The organism is Pseudarthrobacter sp. NS4, from assembly GCF_024758005.1.
Classification (GTDB): Bacteria; Actinomycetota; Actinomycetes; order Actinomycetales; family Micrococcaceae; genus Arthrobacter.
On record NZ_CP103288.1, the window covers coordinates 1,317,055 to 1,335,757 of the forward strand.

Consider the following 18,703-nt stretch of genomic DNA (forward strand, 5'->3'; position numbering starts at 1 on the left):
AGCCCTACCCGTGCAGGTCCCGGTGGGCGCGGGCCAGCTCGACGTAGCGCGCCGCATTGGCCCGCACGCCGTCGTACTCCTCATCGGTAAGTTCGCGGCGCACCTTGCCCGGGACGCCCGCCACCAGCGAGCGGGGCGGGACCACCGTGCCCTCCAGGACCACGGCGCCGGCCGCGACGAGCGAGCCGGCGCCGATCACGGCACCGTTGAGCACGGTAGCGCCCATGCCGATGAGGCAGTCGTCCTCCACTGTGCAGCCATGCACGACGGCGGCGTGCCCCACACTGACGCGTTCCCCAACTGTGCAGGGGAACCCGGGATCGGCGTGCAGGACCACGTTGTCCTGCAGGTTGCTGCCCGCACCCACGGTGATGGCGGCGGTGTCGGCCCGGACGGAGACGCCGTAGAAGGCGCTGGAATCCGGGCCCAGGCGGGCGTTGCCAATAATCGAGGCCGTGGGCGCGACGAAAGCTGAATCATGGACTGCCGGGGACTGGCCGGCGAAAGGGTACAGGGGAGCCATGGGCCCTAGCCTAGGACATCGGTTCCCCGGGAGTCAGTTGAAGACCACGGTCCGGTTGCCGTCCAGCAGCACCCGCTGCTCTGCGTGCCACTGCACAGCCTGTGCCAGGGTTCGGCCCTCCACGTCGCGGCCCATCTGCACAAACTGCTCCGGCGTCCGGGCGTGGTCCACGCGGATGACTTCCTGCTCGATGATCGGCCCTTCGTCCAAGGCTGCCGTCACGTAGTGCGCCGTGGCCCCGATCAGCTTGACACCGCGTGCGTGGGCCTGGTGGTAGGGCTTGGCGCCCTTGAAGGACGGCAGGAACGAGTGGTGGATGTTGATGGCCTTGCCGGTCAGTTCCGTGCAGAGCTCATCGGACAGGATCTGCATGTACCGGGCCAGGACCGTCAGTTCAATGTCGTGCTCGGCAATAATGCCGCGCAGCTTTTCCTCGGCCTGGGCCTTGGTGTCGCTGGTGACCGGGATGTGGTGGAACGGGATGCCGTAAAACCGGGCCAGTCCGGCCAGGTCCTGGTGGTTGGACACGATGGCAGGAATATCAATCGGCAGCGTGCCGGAACGCTGCTGGAACAGCAGGTCATTCAGGCAGTGGGCGGAGGTGCTGGCCATGACCAGCGTCCGGACTTTCTGGCCCACGGCGTTCAGGCTCAACTGCATGGTGAATGCTTCAGCCACCGGTTCCAGTGCGTCGCGCAGCCCAGCCGCGGAGGTCGCCGTCGTCACTTCCACGCGCATAAAGAAGTTCCCGGTGGCGGGGCTGCCGTACTGCTGTGAGTCCGTAATATTGCAGCCTGCCGCCAGCAGGGCGCCGGCCACCGCATGGACAATTCCGGGGCGGTCCGGGCAGGACAGGGTTACTACGTACGCTTGGTTCAGCTGCTCTTCACTCACCGCACAAGCCTACCCGCGCAGCGGGCGACGGTTTTGATAGGCTGGGAGGGTCGCAACTGGCGTTGGGTGGCTAACCACCAGGGAGCGGCAATCACGAAGACCACGGATCGTACGCCTGGGCCGAGGGTCATGTTTTGCCGGAAGTGGAGCTGCACTGCGTCAGTGCTACAGCACCATGCCCTGCGCTTTCACGCGCTGTCATCAACGCGGTACGAAAGTGCGCCAGCCGGTAGCCTGACCTAACCAGTGCCCATATCCCTAGCCAGGAGTTCTCCGTGACTACTACAGCCACCTCAACCACAACCGTCAGCAATCAGCCGCTGGCCGAGCTTGACCCGGAAATCGCCGCAGTCCTTGACCAGGAGCTCGGCCGCCAGCGCGGCACCCTGGAGATGATTGCCTCCGAAAACTTTGCGCCCCGCGCCGTGATGGAAGCCCAGGGCTCCGTCCTCACCAACAAGTACGCCGAGGGCTACCCGGGCCGCCGCTACTACGGCGGCTGCGAGTACGTTGACGTTGCAGAGCAGCTGGCCATTGACCGGGTGAAGGCACTGTTCGGCGCCGAGTACGCCAACGTCCAGCCCCACTCCGGTGCCCAGGCCAACGCCGCCGCGCTCTCCGCCATGATCACCCCCGGCGACAAGATCCTGGGCCTGTCCCTGGCGCATGGTGGCCACCTGACCCACGGCATGAAGCTGAACTTCTCCGGCAAGCTCTACAACGTTGCCGCCTACCAGGTTGAAGAAGACAACTTCCGCGTGGACATGGACAAGCTCCGCGAGCAGGCTATCGCCGAGAAGCCGCAGGTCATCATCGCAGGATGGTCCGCCTACCCCCGGCACCTGGACTTCGCAGCATTCCGCTCCATCGCCGACGAGGTGGGCGCCCTGCTCTGGACGGACATGGCGCACTTTGCCGGCCTGGTTGCCGCAGGCCTGCACCCCAGCCCGGTCCCGCACTCGGACGTGGTCACCTCCACCGTGCACAAGACCCTCGCCGGCCCGCGCTCGGGTGTGATCCTGGCCAAGCAGGAGTGGGCCAAGAAGCTCAACTCCAACGTCTTCCCGGGCCAGCAGGGCGGTCCGCTGATGCACGTCATCGCCGCCAAGGCAGTAGCCTTCAAGATCGCCGGCAGCCAGGAATTCAAGGAGCGCCAGGAGCGCGTCCTCGAAGGTGCCAGGATCATCGCCGACCGCCTCAACCAGGCCGATGTTGCCGAGGCCGGCGTCTCGGTCCTTACCGGCGGCACCGACGTCCACCTGGTGCTCGTTGACCTGCGCAACTCCCAGCTGGACGGCCAGCAGGCCGAAGACCTCCTGCACTCGGTAGGCATCACCGTCAACCGCAACGCCGTTCCGTTCGACCCCCGCCCGCCGATGGTCACCTCCGGCCTGCGCATCGGCACGCCGGCCCTGGCAACCCGTGGCTTTGGCGCCGCCGAGTTCACCGAGGTTGCCGAGATCATCGCCACCGCCCTCAAGGCAGGCACCAGCGCCGACGTCGAATCCCTGCAGGCCCGCGTTGACAAGCTGGCTGCTGACTTCCCGCTGTACCCGCAGCACGAGCAGTGGTAATTCGTGACTGAAGCCACGCAGACCGCGAAGATCCTTGACGGCAGGGCAGCGGCAGCCGCCATCAAATCCGAGCTGACGGAGCGTGTCGCAGCCCTGAAGGCCCGCGGCGTCACTCCCGGCATCGCCACTGTGCTCGTGGGCGCCGACCCTGCCTCACAGCTGTACGTGTCCATGAAGCACAAGCAGTCGGTGGAGATCGGGATGAACTCGATCCAGCGCGAGCTGCCCGCGGATGCCACCCAGGCGCAGGTTGAGGACCTCATTGACGAACTCAATGCGGACCCGGACTGCCACGGCTACATCGTCCAGCTGCCGCTGCCCAAGCACCTGGACACCGATGCCATCCTCGAGCGCATCGATCCCGCCAAGGATGCCGACGGCCTGCACCCGACCAACCTGGGCCGGCTGGTGCTTAACGTCAACGGCGAAATCACCTCGCCCCTGCCGTGCACGCCCCGCGGCGTCATCGAGCTCCTGGAGCGCAACGGTTACAGCCTCGCCGGCAAGCATGTTGTGGTGGTTGGCCGCGGCGTTACCATCGGCCGCTCTATCGGGTTGCTGCTCACGCGGCGGGCCGTGAACGCCACCGTCACCCTGACGCACACCGGAACCAGGAACCTTTCGGAACTGCTGCGGCAGGCGGACGTCATTGTGGGCGCGGCCGGTGCCAAGCACATCGTCAAGGCTGCAGACGTGAAGCCGGGCGCGGCTGTGCTCGACGTCGGTGTCACCCGGGAAACCGACCCCGAGACGGGCAAGAGCAAGGTCCACGGCGACATCGAGCCGGCCGCTGCCGAGGTAGCCGGCTGGGTTTCGCCGAACCCCGGAGGCGTGGGGCCCATGACCGTGGCGCTGCTGATGACCAACGTGGTCGAAGCCGCCGAACGGCAGGCGGGCATCACCCGGTAGTCCGTCTTTTTCAGGCCCGACGGCGGTACCGCACCTTACGCATGAGGCGCGGTACCGCCGTCGGACTTTAATTATTGAACTGACAGTCCTCTTCCACCTGCCCGGCAGCTCTACTAGTCTGCGGAGGGTGCACAACGAAGCCCCCCTGTCCTCCGGCGCCGCAGCCGGTGCTGTCCACCCTGCCCAAGAGCCCCACACCGAAGCCCGCGGCACAGTCATCACGGCAGAGAATCTGACCAAGACCTACGGTGACGTTGCGGCCGTGGACGGCATCTCCTTCACCGTCCCGTCGGGGGAGTCCTTTGGCCTGCTGGGGCCCAACGGCGCGGGGAAGTCCACCACCATGAAAATGATCGGCGGTGTCACCCGCCGCACGTCGGGCAACCTGAGCATCATGGGGCTGGACCCCGATTCCCACGGGCCGGAAGTGCGCGCGCACCTGGGCGTGGTGCCGCAGCAGGACAACCTGGACGAGGAGCTGCGGGTCCGGGACAACCTCCTGGTGTACGGCCGCTACTTCGGCCTGCCCATGAGCTACCTGAAGCCGAAGGCCGATGAATTGCTGGAGTTTGCCCAGCTGACGGACAAGGCAAAATCCAAGGTGGACGCGCTGTCCGGCGGCATGAAGCGGCGGCTGACCATCGCCAGGTCGCTCATCAACGAACCCCGGATCCTGCTGCTGGACGAACCGACGACGGGCCTGGACCCGCAGGCCCGGCACATCCTGTGGGACCGGCTGTTCCGGCTTAAGGAACAGGGCGTCACGCTGATCCTCACCACCCACTATATGGATGAGGCCGAGCAGTTGTGTGACCGGCTGATCGTGGTGGACAAGGGCCGCATCATGGCCGAGGGGTCCCCGGCCCAGCTGATCCGCGGGCATTCCACCCGGGAGGTGGTGGAGCTGCGGTTCGGTTCGGAGCGGAACACCACCATCGCGGCCGCACTTGGCGGCATTGGTGAACGCCTCGAGGTCCTGCCGGACCGGGTGCTGATCTATGCGCACGACGGCGAGGCCGCCCTTGAGCAGGTGGCGGCCCGCGGCCTGCGGCCGCTGACATCACTGGTCCGCAGGTCCTCGCTGGAGGACGTCTTCCTGCGGCTGACAGGCAGGAGCCTCATTGACTGAGCGGTCTGCTCCGGGAGTTGCGCGGGCCCACAGCCCTGAGGTGGCTGCCGCTAAAGCCCGTCGTTGGGGAGCGTTTTACTACGCCGGGCAGGTGCTCCGCGTGATGAAGAGTTATGGCTGGTCCATCCTGATGTACAGCGTGGGCCAGCCGGTGGCCTACCTGTTCGCCATGGGTGTGGGCCTGGCCTCCCTGGTGGACAGCCAGGCCTCAACAGCTTTCGGCGGAGTCAGCTATCTGGCATTCATAGCGCCGGCGCTGCTGGTATCCGCGGCCGTCATGACCGCCGCCAACGAGTTCACCTTTCCGGTAATGGCCGGGTTCAAGTGGCGCCGGACCTATTACGGTCCACATGCTTCGCCGTTGACTCCAGATCAGATCGCGGCCGGGCACGTCATGGCCGTGACCCTGAGGCTGCTGGTGCAGTCGGCCATCTACTTTGCAGTCGTGGCACTGTTTGGTGCATCCCCATCGGGCTGGGCGTGGGCCGGCATCCTGGTGGCCACCCTGGCGGGACTGTCCTTCGGCCTGCCGCTGATGGCGTATTCTGCTTCGCTCACGGAGGACAAGGGCCAGTTCGCGCTGGTGATGAGGCTCATTGTGATGCCGCTGTTCCTGTTCTCCGGAACCTTCTTCCCGCTGGATACCCTTCCGCTGGCAGTGCGCTGGATCGGCTGGATTTCTCCCATCTGGCACGGCACCGAACTGGGCCGGGTGCTCAGTTACGGCTACGAAGAGCCCCCGGTCCTCACCCTCGTCCATGTCGCTGTCCTGGCCGGACTGGCGGTCCTGGGCTGGATCCTCACCAGCCGCAGGTTTACCAAAAGGATGTCCCAATGAGCGCGCCGGTTGGACTGGGGCCAGGGTCCAGCGCCACGGAGGAAGCCCGAAACAGGTCCTTCGGCGCGCTCTACTCACGCAACGCCAGGGCGGTGATCTCGCGCGGGATGAAAGCCACCATGGGCGGTCACTGGCTGGTCATGCTGTCCGGGTTCTTCGAGCCTGTCCTGTTCCTGTTCTCCATGGGTGTGGGAATGGGGGCGATCGTGGGCGCAGTGGAGGGGCCGGACGGCAACCCGATCAGCTACGCCGCGTACATTGCCCCCGCACTTCTTGCCGTCTCGGCGATGAACGGCGCGGTCTATGACTCAACCTGGAACGTCTTCTTCAAGATGAACTTCGGCAAGCTGTACCAGGGCATGCTGTACACGTCCCTTGGTCCGCTTGATATCGCCCTGGGGGAGATTTTCCTGGCGCTCCTGCGCGGGATGATGTACGCCACCGGCTTCACGGCCGTCATGGCGATGATGGGACTCATCACCACTCCCTGGGCGCTGCTGATGATCCCCGCCTCGGTGCTGATTGCCTTCGGTTTCGCGAGCATCGGAATGGGGATCACCAGCTTCATGAAGACGTTCCAGCAGATGGACTGGATTACGTTCATCATGCTGCCCATGTTCCTCTTCAGCGCCACGTTCTACCCGCTCAGCGTCTATCCGCAGTACATCCAGTGGCTCATCCAGGCCATGCCGCTGTGGCATGGGGTGGAATTGCTGCGCCAGATCAGCGTGGGCACCTTCACGGCAGCAATGCCGCTGCATATCGGCTATTACCTGGTGATGACCGCCGCCGGGATGCTGCTGACCACCGTGCGGCTGCGGCAGCTCTTCCTGAAGTAGCACCTGTTCGCCGGGGGTGGAAGGCGGCGGGAGCATACTCCGGCATTTGAGAGAATAGGTGCATGCGATCTCTCGGCAGCTCCAAGTCATCCTCCAAACCCGCCAAGGGCGGATTCTCGATGTTCCGCATCAGCGGTCCGGGACTGATGGTCCTGGTGACGGCGTTTGTTGTGGCCGTCATCTTCGCCGCAAACCAGAACGACGTGGTGGGCTGGGTTGTTGCCGTCATTGCCTTCTTCTGGCTCGCGCTTGCCTGCTTCGTTGTCTTCAGCATCCAGAAGGCGGCGAAGAAGGCCGGCGCCAAGTTGAGCGAAGCCCAGGACGCCTTCAACACGGCTGCCGGGCGGGCGCCGTCGTCCTCGTCCGCAAACCACGGCGGCACCCGCGTTGTGTCCGAGCGCAGCGAAGCAGAGGAGGTCCGGGACCTCAAGCTGGACCACTCCTTCAAGATCGTCCAGGTGCAGGTCCGCGTTGTGGAGGATGAGCGTGCCAAGGGAGCTGCCGCCAACCAGGACACCATCAACCGTGCCCTGGAAACCATTGAGATTACCGCCACAAATGCGAGGGACATGATCAAGTCCTCCGGCGGCAGCGGAGAGCCGGTCACCGGAACCATCATCGACTAGAGTGGAGCGGGTGAGCTCGGCATTGAAGAAGGACCACCTTCGCATCGCATCCGTCAACGTGAATGGCCTCCGGGCTGCCTACAAGAACGGCATGGCTGCGTGGCTGGAACCGCGCGAAGTGGATATCCTCTGCCTGCAGGAAGTCCGTGCCCCTGACGCCATCGTTCGTCAGCTACTGGGCGACGTCTGGCACATCCTGCATGCCGAGGCAGAAGCCAAGGGCCGGGCAGGCGTGGCCATTGCATCCCGGGAAGAGCCCTTGGCCACCCGTAACGGCATAGGTGACGATTACTTCGCCACGGCGGGCCGCTGGGTGGAAGCCGATTTCCGGTTCGCTGACGCTGCCGGACATCCTGTCCAGCTGACGGTCGCAAGCGCCTATGTCCACTCGGGTGAGGTTGGCACTCCCAAGCAGGATGACAAGTTCCGCTTCCTGGATGTCATGAGCACCCGCCTGCCCGAGCTGACCAAGCACAGCGACCACGCACTGGTGGTGGGTGACCTCAACGTGGCCCACACGCCGCTGGATATCCGGAACTGGAAAGGCAACGTCAAGAAGGCGGGATTCCTGCCCGAGGAGCGTGCCTACTTTGACCGTTTCTTCGGCGAGGAGATCGGCTGGCGGGACGTCCATCGCGGGCTTGCAGGCCAGATGGACGGGCCCTACACCTGGTGGTCCCAGCGCGGCAAGGCCTTCGACAACGACACGGGCTGGCGCATCGACTACCACCTGGCCACTCCGGCGCTGGCAGCCTCCGCCATCTCGGCCGTCGTGGACCGCGCGGCTTCGTGGGACACCCGCTTTTCCGACCATGCCCCGCTGGTAGTGGACTACCAGCTCTAAGCCCCGAAAGTTTCCTCCCCATGATTAGCCAGACATCCCCGGCCGCGAAGAAGCGCATCCTTTCCGGAGCCAAGCCCACCGCCGATTCGCTGCACCTGGGCAACTACATCGGTGCTGTCCGCAACTGGGTGGACATGCAGGCTGAGTACGACGCCGTTTTCTTTATCCCGGACCTGCACGCCATCACCGTGGACTTCGATCCCGCCGAACTGGCCAAGCGAACCCGCATTGTTGCTGCCCAGTACATCGCCGCCGGCATCGACCCGGACAAGAGCATCTTCTTTGTCCAGTCCCACGTCCCCGAGCACGCACAGCTGGCCTGGGCCCTGAACTGCATCACCGGCTTTGGCGAGGCTTCCCGGATGACGCAGTTCAAGGACAAGACCCAGAAGTCCGGCGCTGACGCCGCCACCCTGGGCTTGTTCGCCTACCCCACGCTCATGGCCGCTGACATCCTGCTGTACCAGACCGACCTGGTGCCGGTGGGGGAGGACCAGCGCCAGCACCTGGAGCTGACCCGCAACCTGGCCCAGCGCTTCAACACTAAATTCGGTGCCACGTTCACCGTTCCGGAGGCGACCATCGTCAAGGAACGCGCCAAGATCTACGACCTCCAGAACCCCAGCGCCAAGATGTCCAAGACCGGTGAGTCTCCCAACGGTGCCATCCAGCTGCTGGAGGACCCCAAGATCGCGGCCAAGCGCATCAAGTCGGCAGTGACTGATGCCGGCACGGAGATCAGGTTCGACCCCGAAGAAAAGCCCGGCGTATCCAACCTCCTCACCATCTACTCATCCCTGACCGGAAAGTCGGTCGCCGAGCTTGAAGCCGAGTACCAGGGAAAGATGTATGGCCACCTCAAGGTTGACCTCGCCGATATTGTGGTGGAATTTGTCACCCCGCTCCGGAACCGCACCAATGAGCTGATGGCGGATCCAGCCGAACTCGACAGGCTGCTGGCCCACGGCGCCGAGCGTGCCCGGGAAATCGCGTCGGTAACCCTCGGCCAGGTGTACGAACGCATGGGCTTCCTTCCGTCCTTCTCCCTTGCCGGAGTCCGCTAGCGCCATGCCATCCAGCAAAGTCACCGCACGGGAAGGCTCCCGCTCCACCCAGGTGGCGGGAATGTCCGGCAACCCCCAAGGTGACCCAACGGCGGGCACCGGCAGGGAGGGCGCCGCCCCGCCCCGCACCGAACACATCAGCGTGGGCGTCATCCTCGGCTTTCCGCCGGAAGTTGCTGAAGAGCTGCAGCGATGGCGGGCTTCTTTCGGGGACCCTCTCGCGGACGTGGTTCCGGCCCACATCACGCTGGTGACAACCACTCCCACCCGGGACTGGGAGGCCACCCGGGAACATGTGCGGGAGGTGGCGCGCCGTCAAAGCCCCTTTATGGTCACCATCGCCGGGACGGGAACGTTCCGTCCCGTTTCGCCTGTGGTTTTCATCAACGTGGAGGACGGCTTTGAGGACTGCGTTGAACTGCACGAAAAACTCCAGCAGGGCCCCCTCCAGCGCGAGTTGCCCTTTGCCTATCATCCCCACGTCACCATCGCCCACGACGTAGCTCCGGAAAGCCTTGATGAGGCCGAAACGGTGCTGAAAAACTACAAGGCCACCTTCCCCGTGGTTAGCATGGGACTTTACGAGCACGATGCTGACGGCATCTGGCAGCTACGGGAAGAGCTGGACTTTGGGACCGAAACCGACGATCACGCAGTCTGCCCGGACGGCGGCACGGGCACAGTCCCCAAAACGGGCGGACCAGCAGCCACTTCCCACTGAATATGCCCGCCTGAAGCTCGAGGTCATCCAGAAACGCATGGAGTGGAGCAAGGCCCGCAGGTCCAGCGCCAAGTTCGCGGGTTTGCTATCCATGTTCCAGTGGCAGCTGGCCCGTCTCAACGCGCTACGGCCCGTGCGCGCAGTGAGGCACTATAACCTCCAGCGCGGCCCTCTCATGAGCGCCGGCATCGGCTTCAATATGTTTTTCTCCATCACGGGCCTCCTTACCACCGGTTTTTCCATCGCCGGACTGGTCCTGCGGGGGCAACCCGCTCTCTTGGATGTTGTCATTCGCAGCGTTGCCCAAAGCGCTCCTGGATTGCTCAAAATGAACGGCGGCGAGGGCCTGGTTGACCCCCAGGACCTATTGAATCCTGATGGCTTGAGCTGGACAGCGACCATTGCGGCCGCAGTGACGGTCTATACCTCTCTGCGCTGGATTGCGAGCCTGCGGGGCGGCCTCCGCGGCGTCATGGGACTTCCCCCGCTGCTGGTCAACCCGATCGTGCTCAAATTGCGGGATGCCGGAATCCTGCTGCTGCTGGGTGTGGCGCTGGTTATCAGCGGCGGAGCTTCCCTGGTCTTCGGCACGGCGGCGGGCTGGGTTTCTGATCTCCTCGGCCTCGACGAGGCCCTGGCCGGACCGCTGACCACATCGATCAAGATCACAGTGCCACTGGTCCTCAGCTGGGTAACCGCGTTCATCATGTTCCGGTTCGCCGGGGCGCTCAAGCTGTCCCGGCGCGCCCTGCTGGAGGGCATTATTCTGGCTGGGATGGGCACCACCGTACTTCAGATCTTCAGTACCGAACTCCTTGCGGGCGCCGGACGTAATCCCATCCTGGCGCCCTTCGCCATCATCATCGGGTTGCTGATCTGGTTCAACCTGGTCAGCCGTGTGTACCTGATGGCAGCAGGCTGGGCCGCCATTCGGGACGCCGACCTGGGCACCTCGTCCAGCGGCCATGAGAAAGGAACCTGGGGAGCACGGCAGGTCCAGCCGGGGAAAGTACCAATCCAGCCAGGGAAAATGCCGGCGCACGCTGAGGCAGACGCCCCGGCGGCTGCCCCTGCCGCTACTGCCCGGCGTCGAGGTATTGGTCGGCCCAGGCAGCGATAATCCGGGCGGCCCGCGCGGCCTGGCCCTTTCCGGTCAGCAGGTGGTCGCTGCCTTCGAGGGACACGAAGTTCCGCGGATGCCGGGCCGTCTGGAAAATGGTGCTGGCATTCCCGATTCCCACGGTGTTGTCCGTCGGGGAGTGAAGCACCATCAGCGGCCTGTGCAGCTGCTTGATGCAGTCGGTCAGGTCGGCGTTCTCCAGATCCTCGACGAAATGCTTGCGGATCTCCACCCGCTTCCCGCCAAGATCCACCTCGGCACTGCCTTCGCTCAGGATTTTGTCCAGTGCAGCATCGAAGACATGCGCCACGTGCTTGGGTGAGAAGGGCGCTCCGACGGTAGCCACGGCGTCGAGCTCGGGGATCTCCCGCGCGGCCGCCAGCACGGCCGCACCGCCGAACGAGTGCCCTACCAGCAGGGAAATCTGCTTTCCCTCGCTGCGCATGAACTCGGCTGCCTTCACGGTGTCCGCCACCTTGTGGCTGAAGGACCCCGCGGACCATTCGCCGGCGGAGTCGCCCAGCCCCAGGTTGTCGAACCGCAGCATGCCCACGCCACTGTCCGCCAACGCCTTGCACATCCGGGACGCTGAAGGTGCGTCCTTGCCCAGTGTGAACCCGTGTGAGAAGACGCCCCAGCCCTTCACCGGTCCTTCCGGGACGTCGATGATGCCGGAGAGCATCTCGCCGGTGGAACCTGCAAAGGTAACTGTTTCAGAGCGGGACACGGTGTCCCCTTTCTTTTGTACGGTTTAACCGATGAAACAACGACGGCGCCGATCCCCCTTGAGTGGGGGACGGCGCCGTCGTCCGCTAAAATCCTTTGTCAGATCTTGCGCGAGAGGATAGCCTGCTTGACCTCGGCGATGGCCTGGGTCACCTGGATGCCGCGGGGGCATGCCTCCGAGCAGTTGAAGGTGGTGCGGCAGCGCCACACGCCTTCCTTGTCGTTGAGGATCTCCAGGCGCATGTCGCCGGCATCATCACGTGAGTCGAAGATGAAGCGGTGCGCGTTGACGATCGCTGCCGGCCCGAAGTACTGGCCGTCGGTCCAGAACACGGGGCACGAAGACGTGCACGCGGCGCAGAGGATGCACTTGGTGGTGTCGTCGAACCGCTCACGGTCCTCGGCGGACTGGAGGCGTTCCCGGGTGGGTTCGTGGCCCTTGTTGATGAGGAACGGCATGACCTCGCGGTAGGACTGGAAGAACGGCTCCATGTCCACGATGAGGTCCTTCTCCACCGGCAGGCCCTTGATGGGTTCAACCGTGATGGGCTTGGAGGTGTCCAGGTCCTTCAGCAGGGTCTTGCAGGCGAGTCGGTTGCGGCCGTTGATGCGCATGGCGTCGGAGCCGCACACGCCGTGGGCGCAGGAGCGGCGGAAGGACAGGCTGCCGTCCGTCTCCCACTTGACCTTGTGCAGGGCATCCAGGACGCGGTCCGTGCCGTACATGGTGAGGTGGAAGTCGTCCCAGGTGGCCTCCTCGGAGACCTCCGGGTTGTACCGGCGGACGCGCATGTGCACATCGAACGTGGGGATTTCGCCGCCACCGCCGACGCCGGCAGGCAGTTCAATCTTTGAGGCTGGCTCAGCGGTTTCAGCGGTCATCTTAATACTTCCTCACCATCGGCTCGTAGCGGGTAAAGACGACAGGCTTTGTGGCCAGGCGGATGCCGGCGATTGCTTCCGCCGATCCGTCCGCCGGGGCGTGGTCGTCCTTGTACGCCATGGAGTGCTTCATGAATTTCTCGTCGTTGCGTTCCGGGAAGTCTTCGCGGAAGTGTCCGCCGCGGGATTCCTCACGGTGCAGGGCGGCCACGGTCATCACCTTGGCCAGTTCCAGCAGGAAGCCGAGCTCAACGGCCTCAAGGAGGTCAAGGTTAAAGCGCTTGCCCTTGTCCTGGACGTTGATGCGCTTGTAGCGCTCCTCGAAGGAGGCGATATCGCGCAGCACCTGGTTCAGCGTTTCCGCCGTGCGGAACACCTGCATGTTGGCGTCCATGGTGTCCTGCAGTTCCTTGCGGATCTGGGCCACCTTTTCCTCGCCGATGCCGTTGCGGGCAATGTCCAGCAGTTCGGTGGTGTAGGCCACCGGGTTCTCCGGCAGTTCCACGAAGTCGGCGGTTTTCGCGTACTCGGCGGCGGCGATGCCTGCGCGCTTGCCGAAGACGTTGATGTCGAGCAGCGAGTTGGTGCCCAGGCGGTTGGAGCCGTGCACGGAAACGCAGGCGACTTCACCGGCTGCGTACAGGCCGGGGACGACGGTGTCGTTGTCCTGCAGGACCTCCGTGGTGATGTTGGTGGGGATGCCGCCCATGGCGTAGTGCGCCGTCGGGAACACGGGAACCGGCTCCGTGTAGGGCTCTACACCAAGGTAGGTCCGGGCGAACTCGGTGATGTCCGGCAACTTGGCATCGATGTGCGCGGGCTCCAAGTGGGTCAGGTCCAGGAGCACATAGTCCTTGTTCGGGCCGCAGCCGCGGCCTTCACGGACCTCGTTGGCCATGGAACGGGCCACGATGTCACGGGGCGCAAGGTCCTTGATGGTGGGGGCGTAGCGCTCCATGAAGCGTTCACCCTCGGAGTTGCGGAGGATGGCGCCTTCACCACGGGCGGCCTCGGACAGGAGGATGCCCAGGCCGGCGAGGCCGGTCGGGTGGAACTGGAAGAACTCCATGTCCTCCAGGGGGATGCCGCGGCGGAAGGCGATGCCCATGCCGTCACCGGTGAGGGTGTGCGCGTTGGAAGTGGTCTTGAAGACCTTGCCGGCACCGCCGGAGGCGAACACCACGGACTTGGCCTGGAAGACGTGAAGCTCACCTGATGCGAGGTCGTAGGAGACCACGCCGGCAACGCGCTTCTGCTTGTACGGCGTGCCGTCCCCGCGCACTGCGTCCTCTTCGACGGTCAGGAGGTCCAGGACGTAGTACTCGTTGTAGAACTCGACGTTGTGCTTGACGCAGTTTTGGTACAGGGTTTGCAGGATCATGTGGCCGGTACGGTCCGCTGCATAGCATGCGCGGCGGACGGGAGCCTTGCCGTGGTCGCGGGTGTGGCCGCCGAAACGGCGCTGGTCGATCCGTCCTTCGGGCGTGCGGTTGAACGGCAGGCCCATCTTCTCCAGGTCAAGTACGGCGTCGATGGCTTCCTTGGCCATGACTTCGGCGGCGTCCTGGTCAACCAGGTAGTCGCCGCCCTTGACGGTGTCGAACGTGTGCCACTCCCAGTTGTCTTCCTCGACGTTGGCAAGCGCTGCACACATGCCACCCTGCGCGGCACCGGTGTGCGAGCGGGTGGGGTAGAGCTTGGTCAGTACTGCTGTGCGGGCGCGCTGACCGGATTCGATCGCGGCGCGCATGCCAGCGCCACCGGCACCGACGATGACGACGTCGTACTTATGGACCTGCATACCAGATGCTCTTTCTCTCAAAATTCGCTATAAAACAACGGGGCGGCTTCGCCTTCCCCGCAAAACAGGGCCCGCGGTAATACCCGCGGGCCCGGGTGGCGCTGGTGCTAGGCAGGGCAGAAACCGCCAGGCAGGGGAACACCGTCCACGACGGGGCACGGGTCGAAAGTGAAGATGACCAGGGTGCCCAGGACGATGATGACGACCGTGGCCGAGTAAAGGACCGTCTTCAGCCAGCGGCGGGTGGAGTCTTTTTCGGCGTAGTCATTAATAATGGTGCGCACGCCGTTGGTCCCGTGCAGCATGGCCAGCCACAGCATGGTGAGATCCCAGAACTGCCAGAAGGGATCAGCCCACTTGCCGGCCACGAAGCCGAAGTCGATGGCATGGATGCCTTCGCCCACCAGGAGGTTCACGAAAAGGTGGCCGAAAATGAGGACCACAAGGACGACGCCGGAGAGGCGCATGAACAGCCAGGCGATCATCTCGAAGTTGCCACGGCTTCCGCCGGTGCGGCGGTACTGGGGAGCGATCCGCCCGCTGCGGGGACTCTCGATCGTTGCACTCATGGCTTAGTGACCTCCGAGGGCGAGGGAAAGGTGGCGGATGGAGAAAGCGACCATGGTGACAAGCCAGAGTCCCAGGACTGCCCAGAGCATCTGCCGCTGGTACTTGGCGCCCTTCTTCCAGAAGTCGACCGCAATGATCCGCAGGCCGTTGAAGGCGTGGAAGACGATGGCGGCAACAAGGCCGGTCTCGCCAATGGCCATCAGGGGATTCTTGTACGCACCGATAACGGCGGTGTAAGCCTCGGGTGAGACACGCACCAAGGAGGTGTCCAAAACGTGGACCAACAAGAAGAAAAAGATCACTACACCGGTAATACGGTGTCCTACCCAGGACCACATGCCTTCACGGCCGCGGTACAAGGTGCCAGCTGGTTTTGTCGGCACTGATAAACCTCCCTGCAACACAGCGGCGCTGGCATGAGATCCACGCGGGGGGAACGCCTGCTGCGAGAGCACTCGTAGCTCAGGCCTAAATCTAGGCTCCGCTAACAGCTTATTCAATTTAGGAGCTCCTTGGTGCCCAGCAGTGGCGCGGTTTTCCCAAATTTATGAGACAAACACCACACCGGCCGGCGGCATATCCGCTGCAGTGGGTCACGGTGGCGGAGTCAGAGGTGGGCATTTCGGCACGTCGGCTAAAGTAGGCGGTGATGAGTACAGACAAAGTGACAAGCCCGGCATCACCCCTTGACCGCTTCATCGCGGTGATCCCGGCCGGCGGAGTGGGGACCCGCCTATGGCCCCTGTCACGAGCCGCAGCTCCCAAGTTCCTTCACGATCTCACGGGTTCGGGCAGCACACTGCTGCGTGCCACCTATGACAGGCTGCACCCGCTTGCGGGGAGCCGGATGCTGGTAGTAACCGGCCACGCCCACCGTGATGCCGTATGCAGCCAGCTCCCCGAGGTCAAGGATTCGGACCTGGTCCTAGAGTCCGAGCCCAAGGACTCCGGGGCCGCCATCGGGCTCGCCGCCGCAATCCTGCATGAACGGGACCCGGACACCATCATGGGTTCCTTTGCTGCCGACCAGGTCATCAGCCCGGACCACCTCTTCCAGCAGGCTGTCCGTGAAGCGATCCACACGGCCGCCGCCGGCAAGATCGTGACCATCGGCATCAAGCCCACGCATCCGTCCACGGGATTCGGGTACATCCGTTCCGGCCAGGCCCTGCACATCGACGGTGCACCCAGCGCCCAGGACGTGGTGGAGTTCGTTGAAAAGCCGGACGAGGTGGTTGCCCAGCAGTACGTGGACAGTGGCAACTACGTGTGGAATGCCGGCATGTTCGTGGCACCCGTTGCGCTGCTTCTCAAGCACCTGGAAGCCAACCAGCCCGAGTTGTTCCAGGGCCTGCAGGAGATCGCCCGGGCCTGGGACACCCCCAGCCGCGACGAGGTCACGGCACGGGTGTGGCCCTCGCTGCCGAAGATCGCCATTGACTACGCTGTGGCCGAGCCCGCCGCCGAAGCCGGGGACGTCGCCGTCGTGCCCGGCACCTTCCGTTGGGACGACGTCGGGGACTTCGCCTCCGTTGGGCGGCTCAACTCAGCCAAGGAAGTTGACGATGTCACGGTGCTGGGGGAAGGTGCCCGCGTCTTCACTGAGAACTCCAGTGGCGTGGTGGTGACTGACACCAAGCGCGTCATCGCTTTGATCGGCATTCAGGACGTTGTCATCGTGGACACCCCCGACGCGCTGCTGGTCACCACCATGGCCAACTCGCAGCGGGTGAAAGCAGCCGTTGATGCACTCAAGGCCAGCGGCGACACGGACGTCCTTTAACTTCCATCCCGCCGTCGCCATGCCGGGACCGGCCCGCACCGGTACCGGGATGTAACGCGGCGACCGTGATGGCCCGTATTCCAGCCAGCCTCGCTAGAGTGAAGCAGTGCGCAATTACACTACTGAAGCCGAGCCCACCGCCCTGGTGGCTCCGTGGCTCGTGCCGCTCCTGCCGGAACTGATCGACTTCCGCCGGGACCTGCACGCGCATCCCGAACTGTCGTTCAAGGAATTCCGCACCACGGACAAGCTGGCTGACCGGCTCGAGGAGGCCGGCCTGAGCCCGCGCCGACTGGAGGGAACCGGACTCACGGTGGACGTCGGAGACGGCCCCATCGCCACCGCTTTGCGCGGGGACATTGACGCCCTGCCCATTATCGAGGAAACCGGCCTGCCCTTCGCCTCGAAGAACCACGGCGTGACCCACGCCTGCGGCCACGATGTGCACACCACCACCATGCTTGGCATCGCGCTTGTGCTGCACCGGATGCACCAGGAGACACCCCTGGGCGCAACCGTGCGCATCATCTTCCAGCCCGCAGAGGAAACCATGCCCGGCGGCGCCCACTCCTGCATCGAGCAGGGCGTCCTGGACGGCGTGCCCCGAATCCTGGCGCTGCACTGTGATCCCCGTATCGAGGTGGGCAGGATTGGAACGCGCATTGGAGCCATCACCTCGGCGTCGGACACTATCCGGATCGAGCTTTCCGGCCGCGGAGGCCACACCTCCCGCCCTCACCTGACCGAGGATCTGGTGTTCGCCCTGGCCCAGATTGCGGTGAACGTACCCGCCGTCCTGTCCCGCCGCGTGGATGTCCGCAGCGGCGTGTCGGTGGTGTGGGGCCAGATCTCAGCCGGTTCCGCGCCCAACGCAATTCCGGGCACAGGCTACATGGCGGGCACCATGCGCTGCCTGGACCGCGAGGCCTGGCACGCTGCCGGTGAACTCCTGGACGAAGTGGTCCACCAGGTGGCGGCACCGTACGGAGTGGACGTCAAACTGGAGCACACCAGGGGAGTGCCTCCGGTTGTGAACTCCGAGCACGAAACCGCGATCATCGAGGCTTCCGCCCGCGCTGAAATCGGCGAAAGCGCCGTGGTGCTCACGCCGCAGTCCATGGGCGGGGAAGATTTCGCCTGGTTCCTGGCCGAACTGCCCGGTGCCATGATGCGCCTTGGCACCAAGACCCCGGGCGGCGAGGAATATGACCTCCACCGCGGCGACTACATCGTGGACGAACGCGCCCTGGGGCTCGGCATCCGGGTCCTGACTGCGGCGGCCTTGCGCACCATCCGCGATATCTGAAGCGTCCTTGCGTCCGTCTTCAGCTCCAGGCTCCAATCTAAATTGTGCGCAACCTAATTGTCCGCTATCGTTGTCCTGTGACTGAAGCTCCCCGCCTTGACCGCCAAGTGTGTTTCGCGCTCTATTCGGCCTCCCGCGCCGCCACCGCCGTGTACCGCCCGGTCCTCGAGGAGCTGGGCCTGACGTACCCCCAGTACCTCGTGATGCTGGTGCTTTGGGAGAGCGAGCCGCGCGGCGTGAAGGAACTGGGCGAGGAGCTCGGCCTGGACTCGGGTACCCTGTCGCCGCTGCTGAAGCGGCTCGAAGTCCTGGGCCTGGTGGAACGTCGCCGCTCCGGCGAGGATGAGCGCCGCGTTGCCATCCACCTGACGCCGGCCGGAAGGAGCCTGAGCAGCAGGGCCGCTGCCATTCCCCAGCGCCTGGCCGACGCCGCAGGGCTCTCGGCCGGCGAGCTTGAGCAGCTGCGCGAAACCCTGGGCAAACTGACGGCCGCTCTTCACCATGCCGTCTGAAGCCGCCAAAGTCTTACTGATCCTCAACAGAACGGATAACAC

Annotated in this window: 20 protein-coding genes and 1 riboswitch; of the genes, 13 read left to right on the forward strand and 7 right to left on the reverse strand. The window is 64.5% G+C overall.

The annotated features are described in order from the left end of the window. Positions 1-4: 4 nt before the first annotated feature. A complete protein-coding gene (locus NXY83_RS06185) occupies positions 5-523 on the reverse strand; it encodes a gamma carbonic anhydrase family protein (RefSeq protein ID WP_258805208.1) in 519 nt (172 codons plus the stop codon). Positions 524-556: 33 nt separating this feature from the next. After that, positions 557-1,417 carry a formyltetrahydrofolate deformylase gene (purU, locus tag NXY83_RS06190; protein WP_258805209.1) on the reverse strand — a complete coding sequence of 287 codons (861 nt, stop codon included), beginning with the start codon at positions 1,415-1,417 and terminating at the stop codon, positions 557-559. Between the two features lie 42 nt (positions 1,418-1,459). Next, positions 1,460-1,545: riboswitch (ZMP/ZTP riboswitch) on the forward strand. 147 nt (positions 1,546-1,692) lie between these two features. Here purU and glyA point away from each other — a divergent pair. The 10 genes from glyA (at position 1,693) to NXY83_RS06240 (ending at position 11,081) form a co-directional block, all read left to right on the forward strand. Next, positions 1,693-2,991 carry a serine hydroxymethyltransferase gene (gene glyA / locus NXY83_RS06195; protein WP_258805210.1) on the forward strand — a complete coding sequence of 433 codons (1,299 nt, stop codon included), beginning with the start codon at positions 1,693-1,695 and terminating at the stop codon, positions 2,989-2,991. A gap of 3 nt (positions 2,992-2,994) precedes the next feature. After that, complete coding sequence (locus NXY83_RS06200) at positions 2,995-3,900, forward strand: bifunctional methylenetetrahydrofolate dehydrogenase/methenyltetrahydrofolate cyclohydrolase (protein ID WP_258805211.1); 906 nt, start codon at positions 2,995-2,997, stop codon at positions 3,898-3,900. A 145-nt stretch (positions 3,901-4,045) separates the two neighbouring features. Beyond that, positions 4,046-5,029, forward strand: coding sequence for an ABC transporter ATP-binding protein (locus tag NXY83_RS06205; protein ID WP_397427595.1), 984 nt, complete (start codon positions 4,046-4,048; stop codon positions 5,027-5,029). Further along, entirely contained in the window at positions 5,022-5,867 is an 846-nt protein-coding gene (locus tag NXY83_RS06210; protein WP_258805212.1) for an ABC transporter permease, read from the forward strand. Before NXY83_RS06205 ends, NXY83_RS06210 begins: the two co-directional genes overlap by 8 nt. Next, positions 5,864-6,706, forward strand: coding sequence for an ABC transporter permease (locus NXY83_RS06215; protein ID WP_258805213.1), 843 nt, complete (start codon positions 5,864-5,866; stop codon positions 6,704-6,706). Before NXY83_RS06210 ends, NXY83_RS06215 begins: the two co-directional genes overlap by 4 nt. A gap of 62 nt (positions 6,707-6,768) precedes the next feature. Then, positions 6,769-7,332 carry a hypothetical protein gene (locus tag NXY83_RS06220; RefSeq protein ID WP_258805214.1) on the forward strand — a complete coding sequence of 188 codons (564 nt, stop codon included), beginning with the start codon at positions 6,769-6,771 and terminating at the stop codon, positions 7,330-7,332. Between the two features lie 10 nt (positions 7,333-7,342). Next, positions 7,343-8,176 carry an exodeoxyribonuclease III gene (locus NXY83_RS06225; protein WP_258805215.1) on the forward strand — a complete coding sequence of 278 codons (834 nt, stop codon included), beginning with the start codon at positions 7,343-7,345 and terminating at the stop codon, positions 8,174-8,176. A gap of 20 nt (positions 8,177-8,196) precedes the next feature. After that, positions 8,197-9,240: a tryptophan--tRNA ligase gene (trpS, locus tag NXY83_RS06230; RefSeq protein ID WP_258805216.1), complete on the forward strand. Its 1,044-nt coding sequence runs from the start codon at positions 8,197-8,199 to the stop codon at positions 9,238-9,240. Between the two features lie 4 nt (positions 9,241-9,244). Next, positions 9,245-9,961, forward strand: coding sequence for a 2'-5' RNA ligase family protein (locus NXY83_RS06235; protein ID WP_258805217.1), 717 nt, complete (start codon positions 9,245-9,247; stop codon positions 9,959-9,961). 37 nt (positions 9,962-9,998) lie between these two features. Beyond that, positions 9,999-11,081, forward strand: a complete 1,083-nt coding sequence (locus tag NXY83_RS06240) for a YihY/virulence factor BrkB family protein (RefSeq protein ID WP_258805218.1) — start codon at positions 9,999-10,001, stop codon at positions 11,079-11,081. Here the strand turns inward: NXY83_RS06240 and NXY83_RS06245 are convergent. The 5 genes from NXY83_RS06245 to sdhC all read right to left on the reverse strand — a co-directional run bounded on the left by NXY83_RS06245 (position 11,038) and on the right by sdhC (position 15,398). Then, the gene (locus tag NXY83_RS06245) at positions 11,038-11,808 is read right to left on the reverse strand and encodes an alpha/beta hydrolase family protein (protein ID WP_258805219.1); all 771 of its coding nucleotides are present in this window, start codon (positions 11,806-11,808) and stop codon (positions 11,038-11,040) included. The genes NXY83_RS06240 and NXY83_RS06245 overlap by 44 nt on opposite strands. Before the next feature lie 98 nt (positions 11,809-11,906). Beyond that, complete coding sequence (locus NXY83_RS06250) at positions 11,907-12,689, reverse strand: succinate dehydrogenase iron-sulfur subunit (protein WP_258805220.1); 783 nt, start codon at positions 12,687-12,689, stop codon at positions 11,907-11,909. Between the two features lies 1 nt (position 12,690). Beyond that, positions 12,691-14,490: a succinate dehydrogenase flavoprotein subunit gene (gene sdhA, locus NXY83_RS06255; protein WP_258805221.1), complete on the reverse strand. Its 1,800-nt coding sequence runs from the start codon at positions 14,488-14,490 to the stop codon at positions 12,691-12,693. 107 nt (positions 14,491-14,597) lie between these two features. Further along, positions 14,598-15,059 carry a succinate dehydrogenase hydrophobic membrane anchor subunit gene (locus NXY83_RS06260; RefSeq protein ID WP_050055919.1) on the reverse strand — a complete coding sequence of 154 codons (462 nt, stop codon included), beginning with the start codon at positions 15,057-15,059 and terminating at the stop codon, positions 14,598-14,600. A 3-nt stretch (positions 15,060-15,062) separates the two neighbouring features. Then, positions 15,063-15,398 (reverse strand): succinate dehydrogenase, cytochrome b556 subunit, encoded by a 336-nt coding sequence (gene sdhC, locus NXY83_RS06265; protein WP_258806084.1) that lies wholly within the window; start codon positions 15,396-15,398, stop codon positions 15,063-15,065. Positions 15,399-15,709: 311 nt separating this feature from the next. Between sdhC and NXY83_RS06270 the strand changes: the two genes are divergently transcribed. The 3 genes from NXY83_RS06270 to NXY83_RS06280 all read left to right on the forward strand — a co-directional run bounded on the left by NXY83_RS06270 (position 15,710) and on the right by NXY83_RS06280 (position 18,661). After that, entirely contained in the window at positions 15,710-16,843 is a 1,134-nt protein-coding gene (locus tag NXY83_RS06270) for a mannose-1-phosphate guanylyltransferase (RefSeq protein ID WP_258805223.1), read from the forward strand. Positions 16,844-16,949: 106 nt separating this feature from the next. Then, positions 16,950-18,149, forward strand: a complete 1,200-nt coding sequence (locus NXY83_RS06275) for an amidohydrolase (RefSeq protein WP_258805224.1) — start codon at positions 16,950-16,952, stop codon at positions 18,147-18,149. Between the two features lie 77 nt (positions 18,150-18,226). Next, a complete protein-coding gene (locus NXY83_RS06280; RefSeq protein ID WP_258805225.1) occupies positions 18,227-18,661 on the forward strand; it encodes a MarR family winged helix-turn-helix transcriptional regulator in 435 nt (144 codons plus the stop codon). The last annotated feature ends 42 nt before the right edge of the window (positions 18,662-18,703 follow it).

Excerpts from the sequence above, each read along its gene's own strand:
- NXY83_RS06185 (WP_258805208.1), bottom strand. The coding sequence starts at position 523 with ATGGCTCCCCTGTACCCTTTCGCCGGCCAGTCCCCGGCAGTCCATGAT.
- NXY83_RS06215 (WP_258805213.1), top strand. The coding sequence starts at position 5,864 with ATGAGCGCGCCGGTTGGACTGGGGCCAGGGTCCAGCGCCACGGAGGAA.
- NXY83_RS06220 (WP_258805214.1), top strand. The coding sequence starts at position 6,769 with ATGCGATCTCTCGGCAGCTCCAAGTCATCCTCCAAACCCGCCAAGGGC.
- trpS (WP_258805216.1), top strand. The coding sequence starts at position 8,197 with ATGATTAGCCAGACATCCCCGGCCGCGAAGAAGCGCATCCTTTCCGGA.
- NXY83_RS06235 (WP_258805217.1), top strand. The coding sequence starts at position 9,245 with ATGCCATCCAGCAAAGTCACCGCACGGGAAGGCTCCCGCTCCACCCAG.
- NXY83_RS06240 (WP_258805218.1), top strand. The coding sequence starts at position 9,999 with ATGGAGTGGAGCAAGGCCCGCAGGTCCAGCGCCAAGTTCGCGGGTTTG.
- NXY83_RS06250 (WP_258805220.1), bottom strand. The coding sequence starts at position 12,689 with ATGACCGCTGAAACCGCTGAGCCAGCCTCAAAGATTGAACTGCCTGCC.
- sdhA (WP_258805221.1), bottom strand. The coding sequence starts at position 14,490 with ATGCAGGTCCATAAGTACGACGTCGTCATCGTCGGTGCCGGTGGCGCT.
- NXY83_RS06260 (WP_050055919.1), bottom strand. The coding sequence starts at position 15,059 with ATGAGTGCAACGATCGAGAGTCCCCGCAGCGGGCGGATCGCTCCCCAG.
- sdhC (WP_258806084.1), bottom strand. The coding sequence starts at position 15,398 with ATGTGGTCCTGGGTAGGACACCGTATTACCGGTGTAGTGATCTTTTTC.
- NXY83_RS06270 (WP_258805223.1), top strand. The coding sequence starts at position 15,710 with ATGAGTACAGACAAAGTGACAAGCCCGGCATCACCCCTTGACCGCTTC.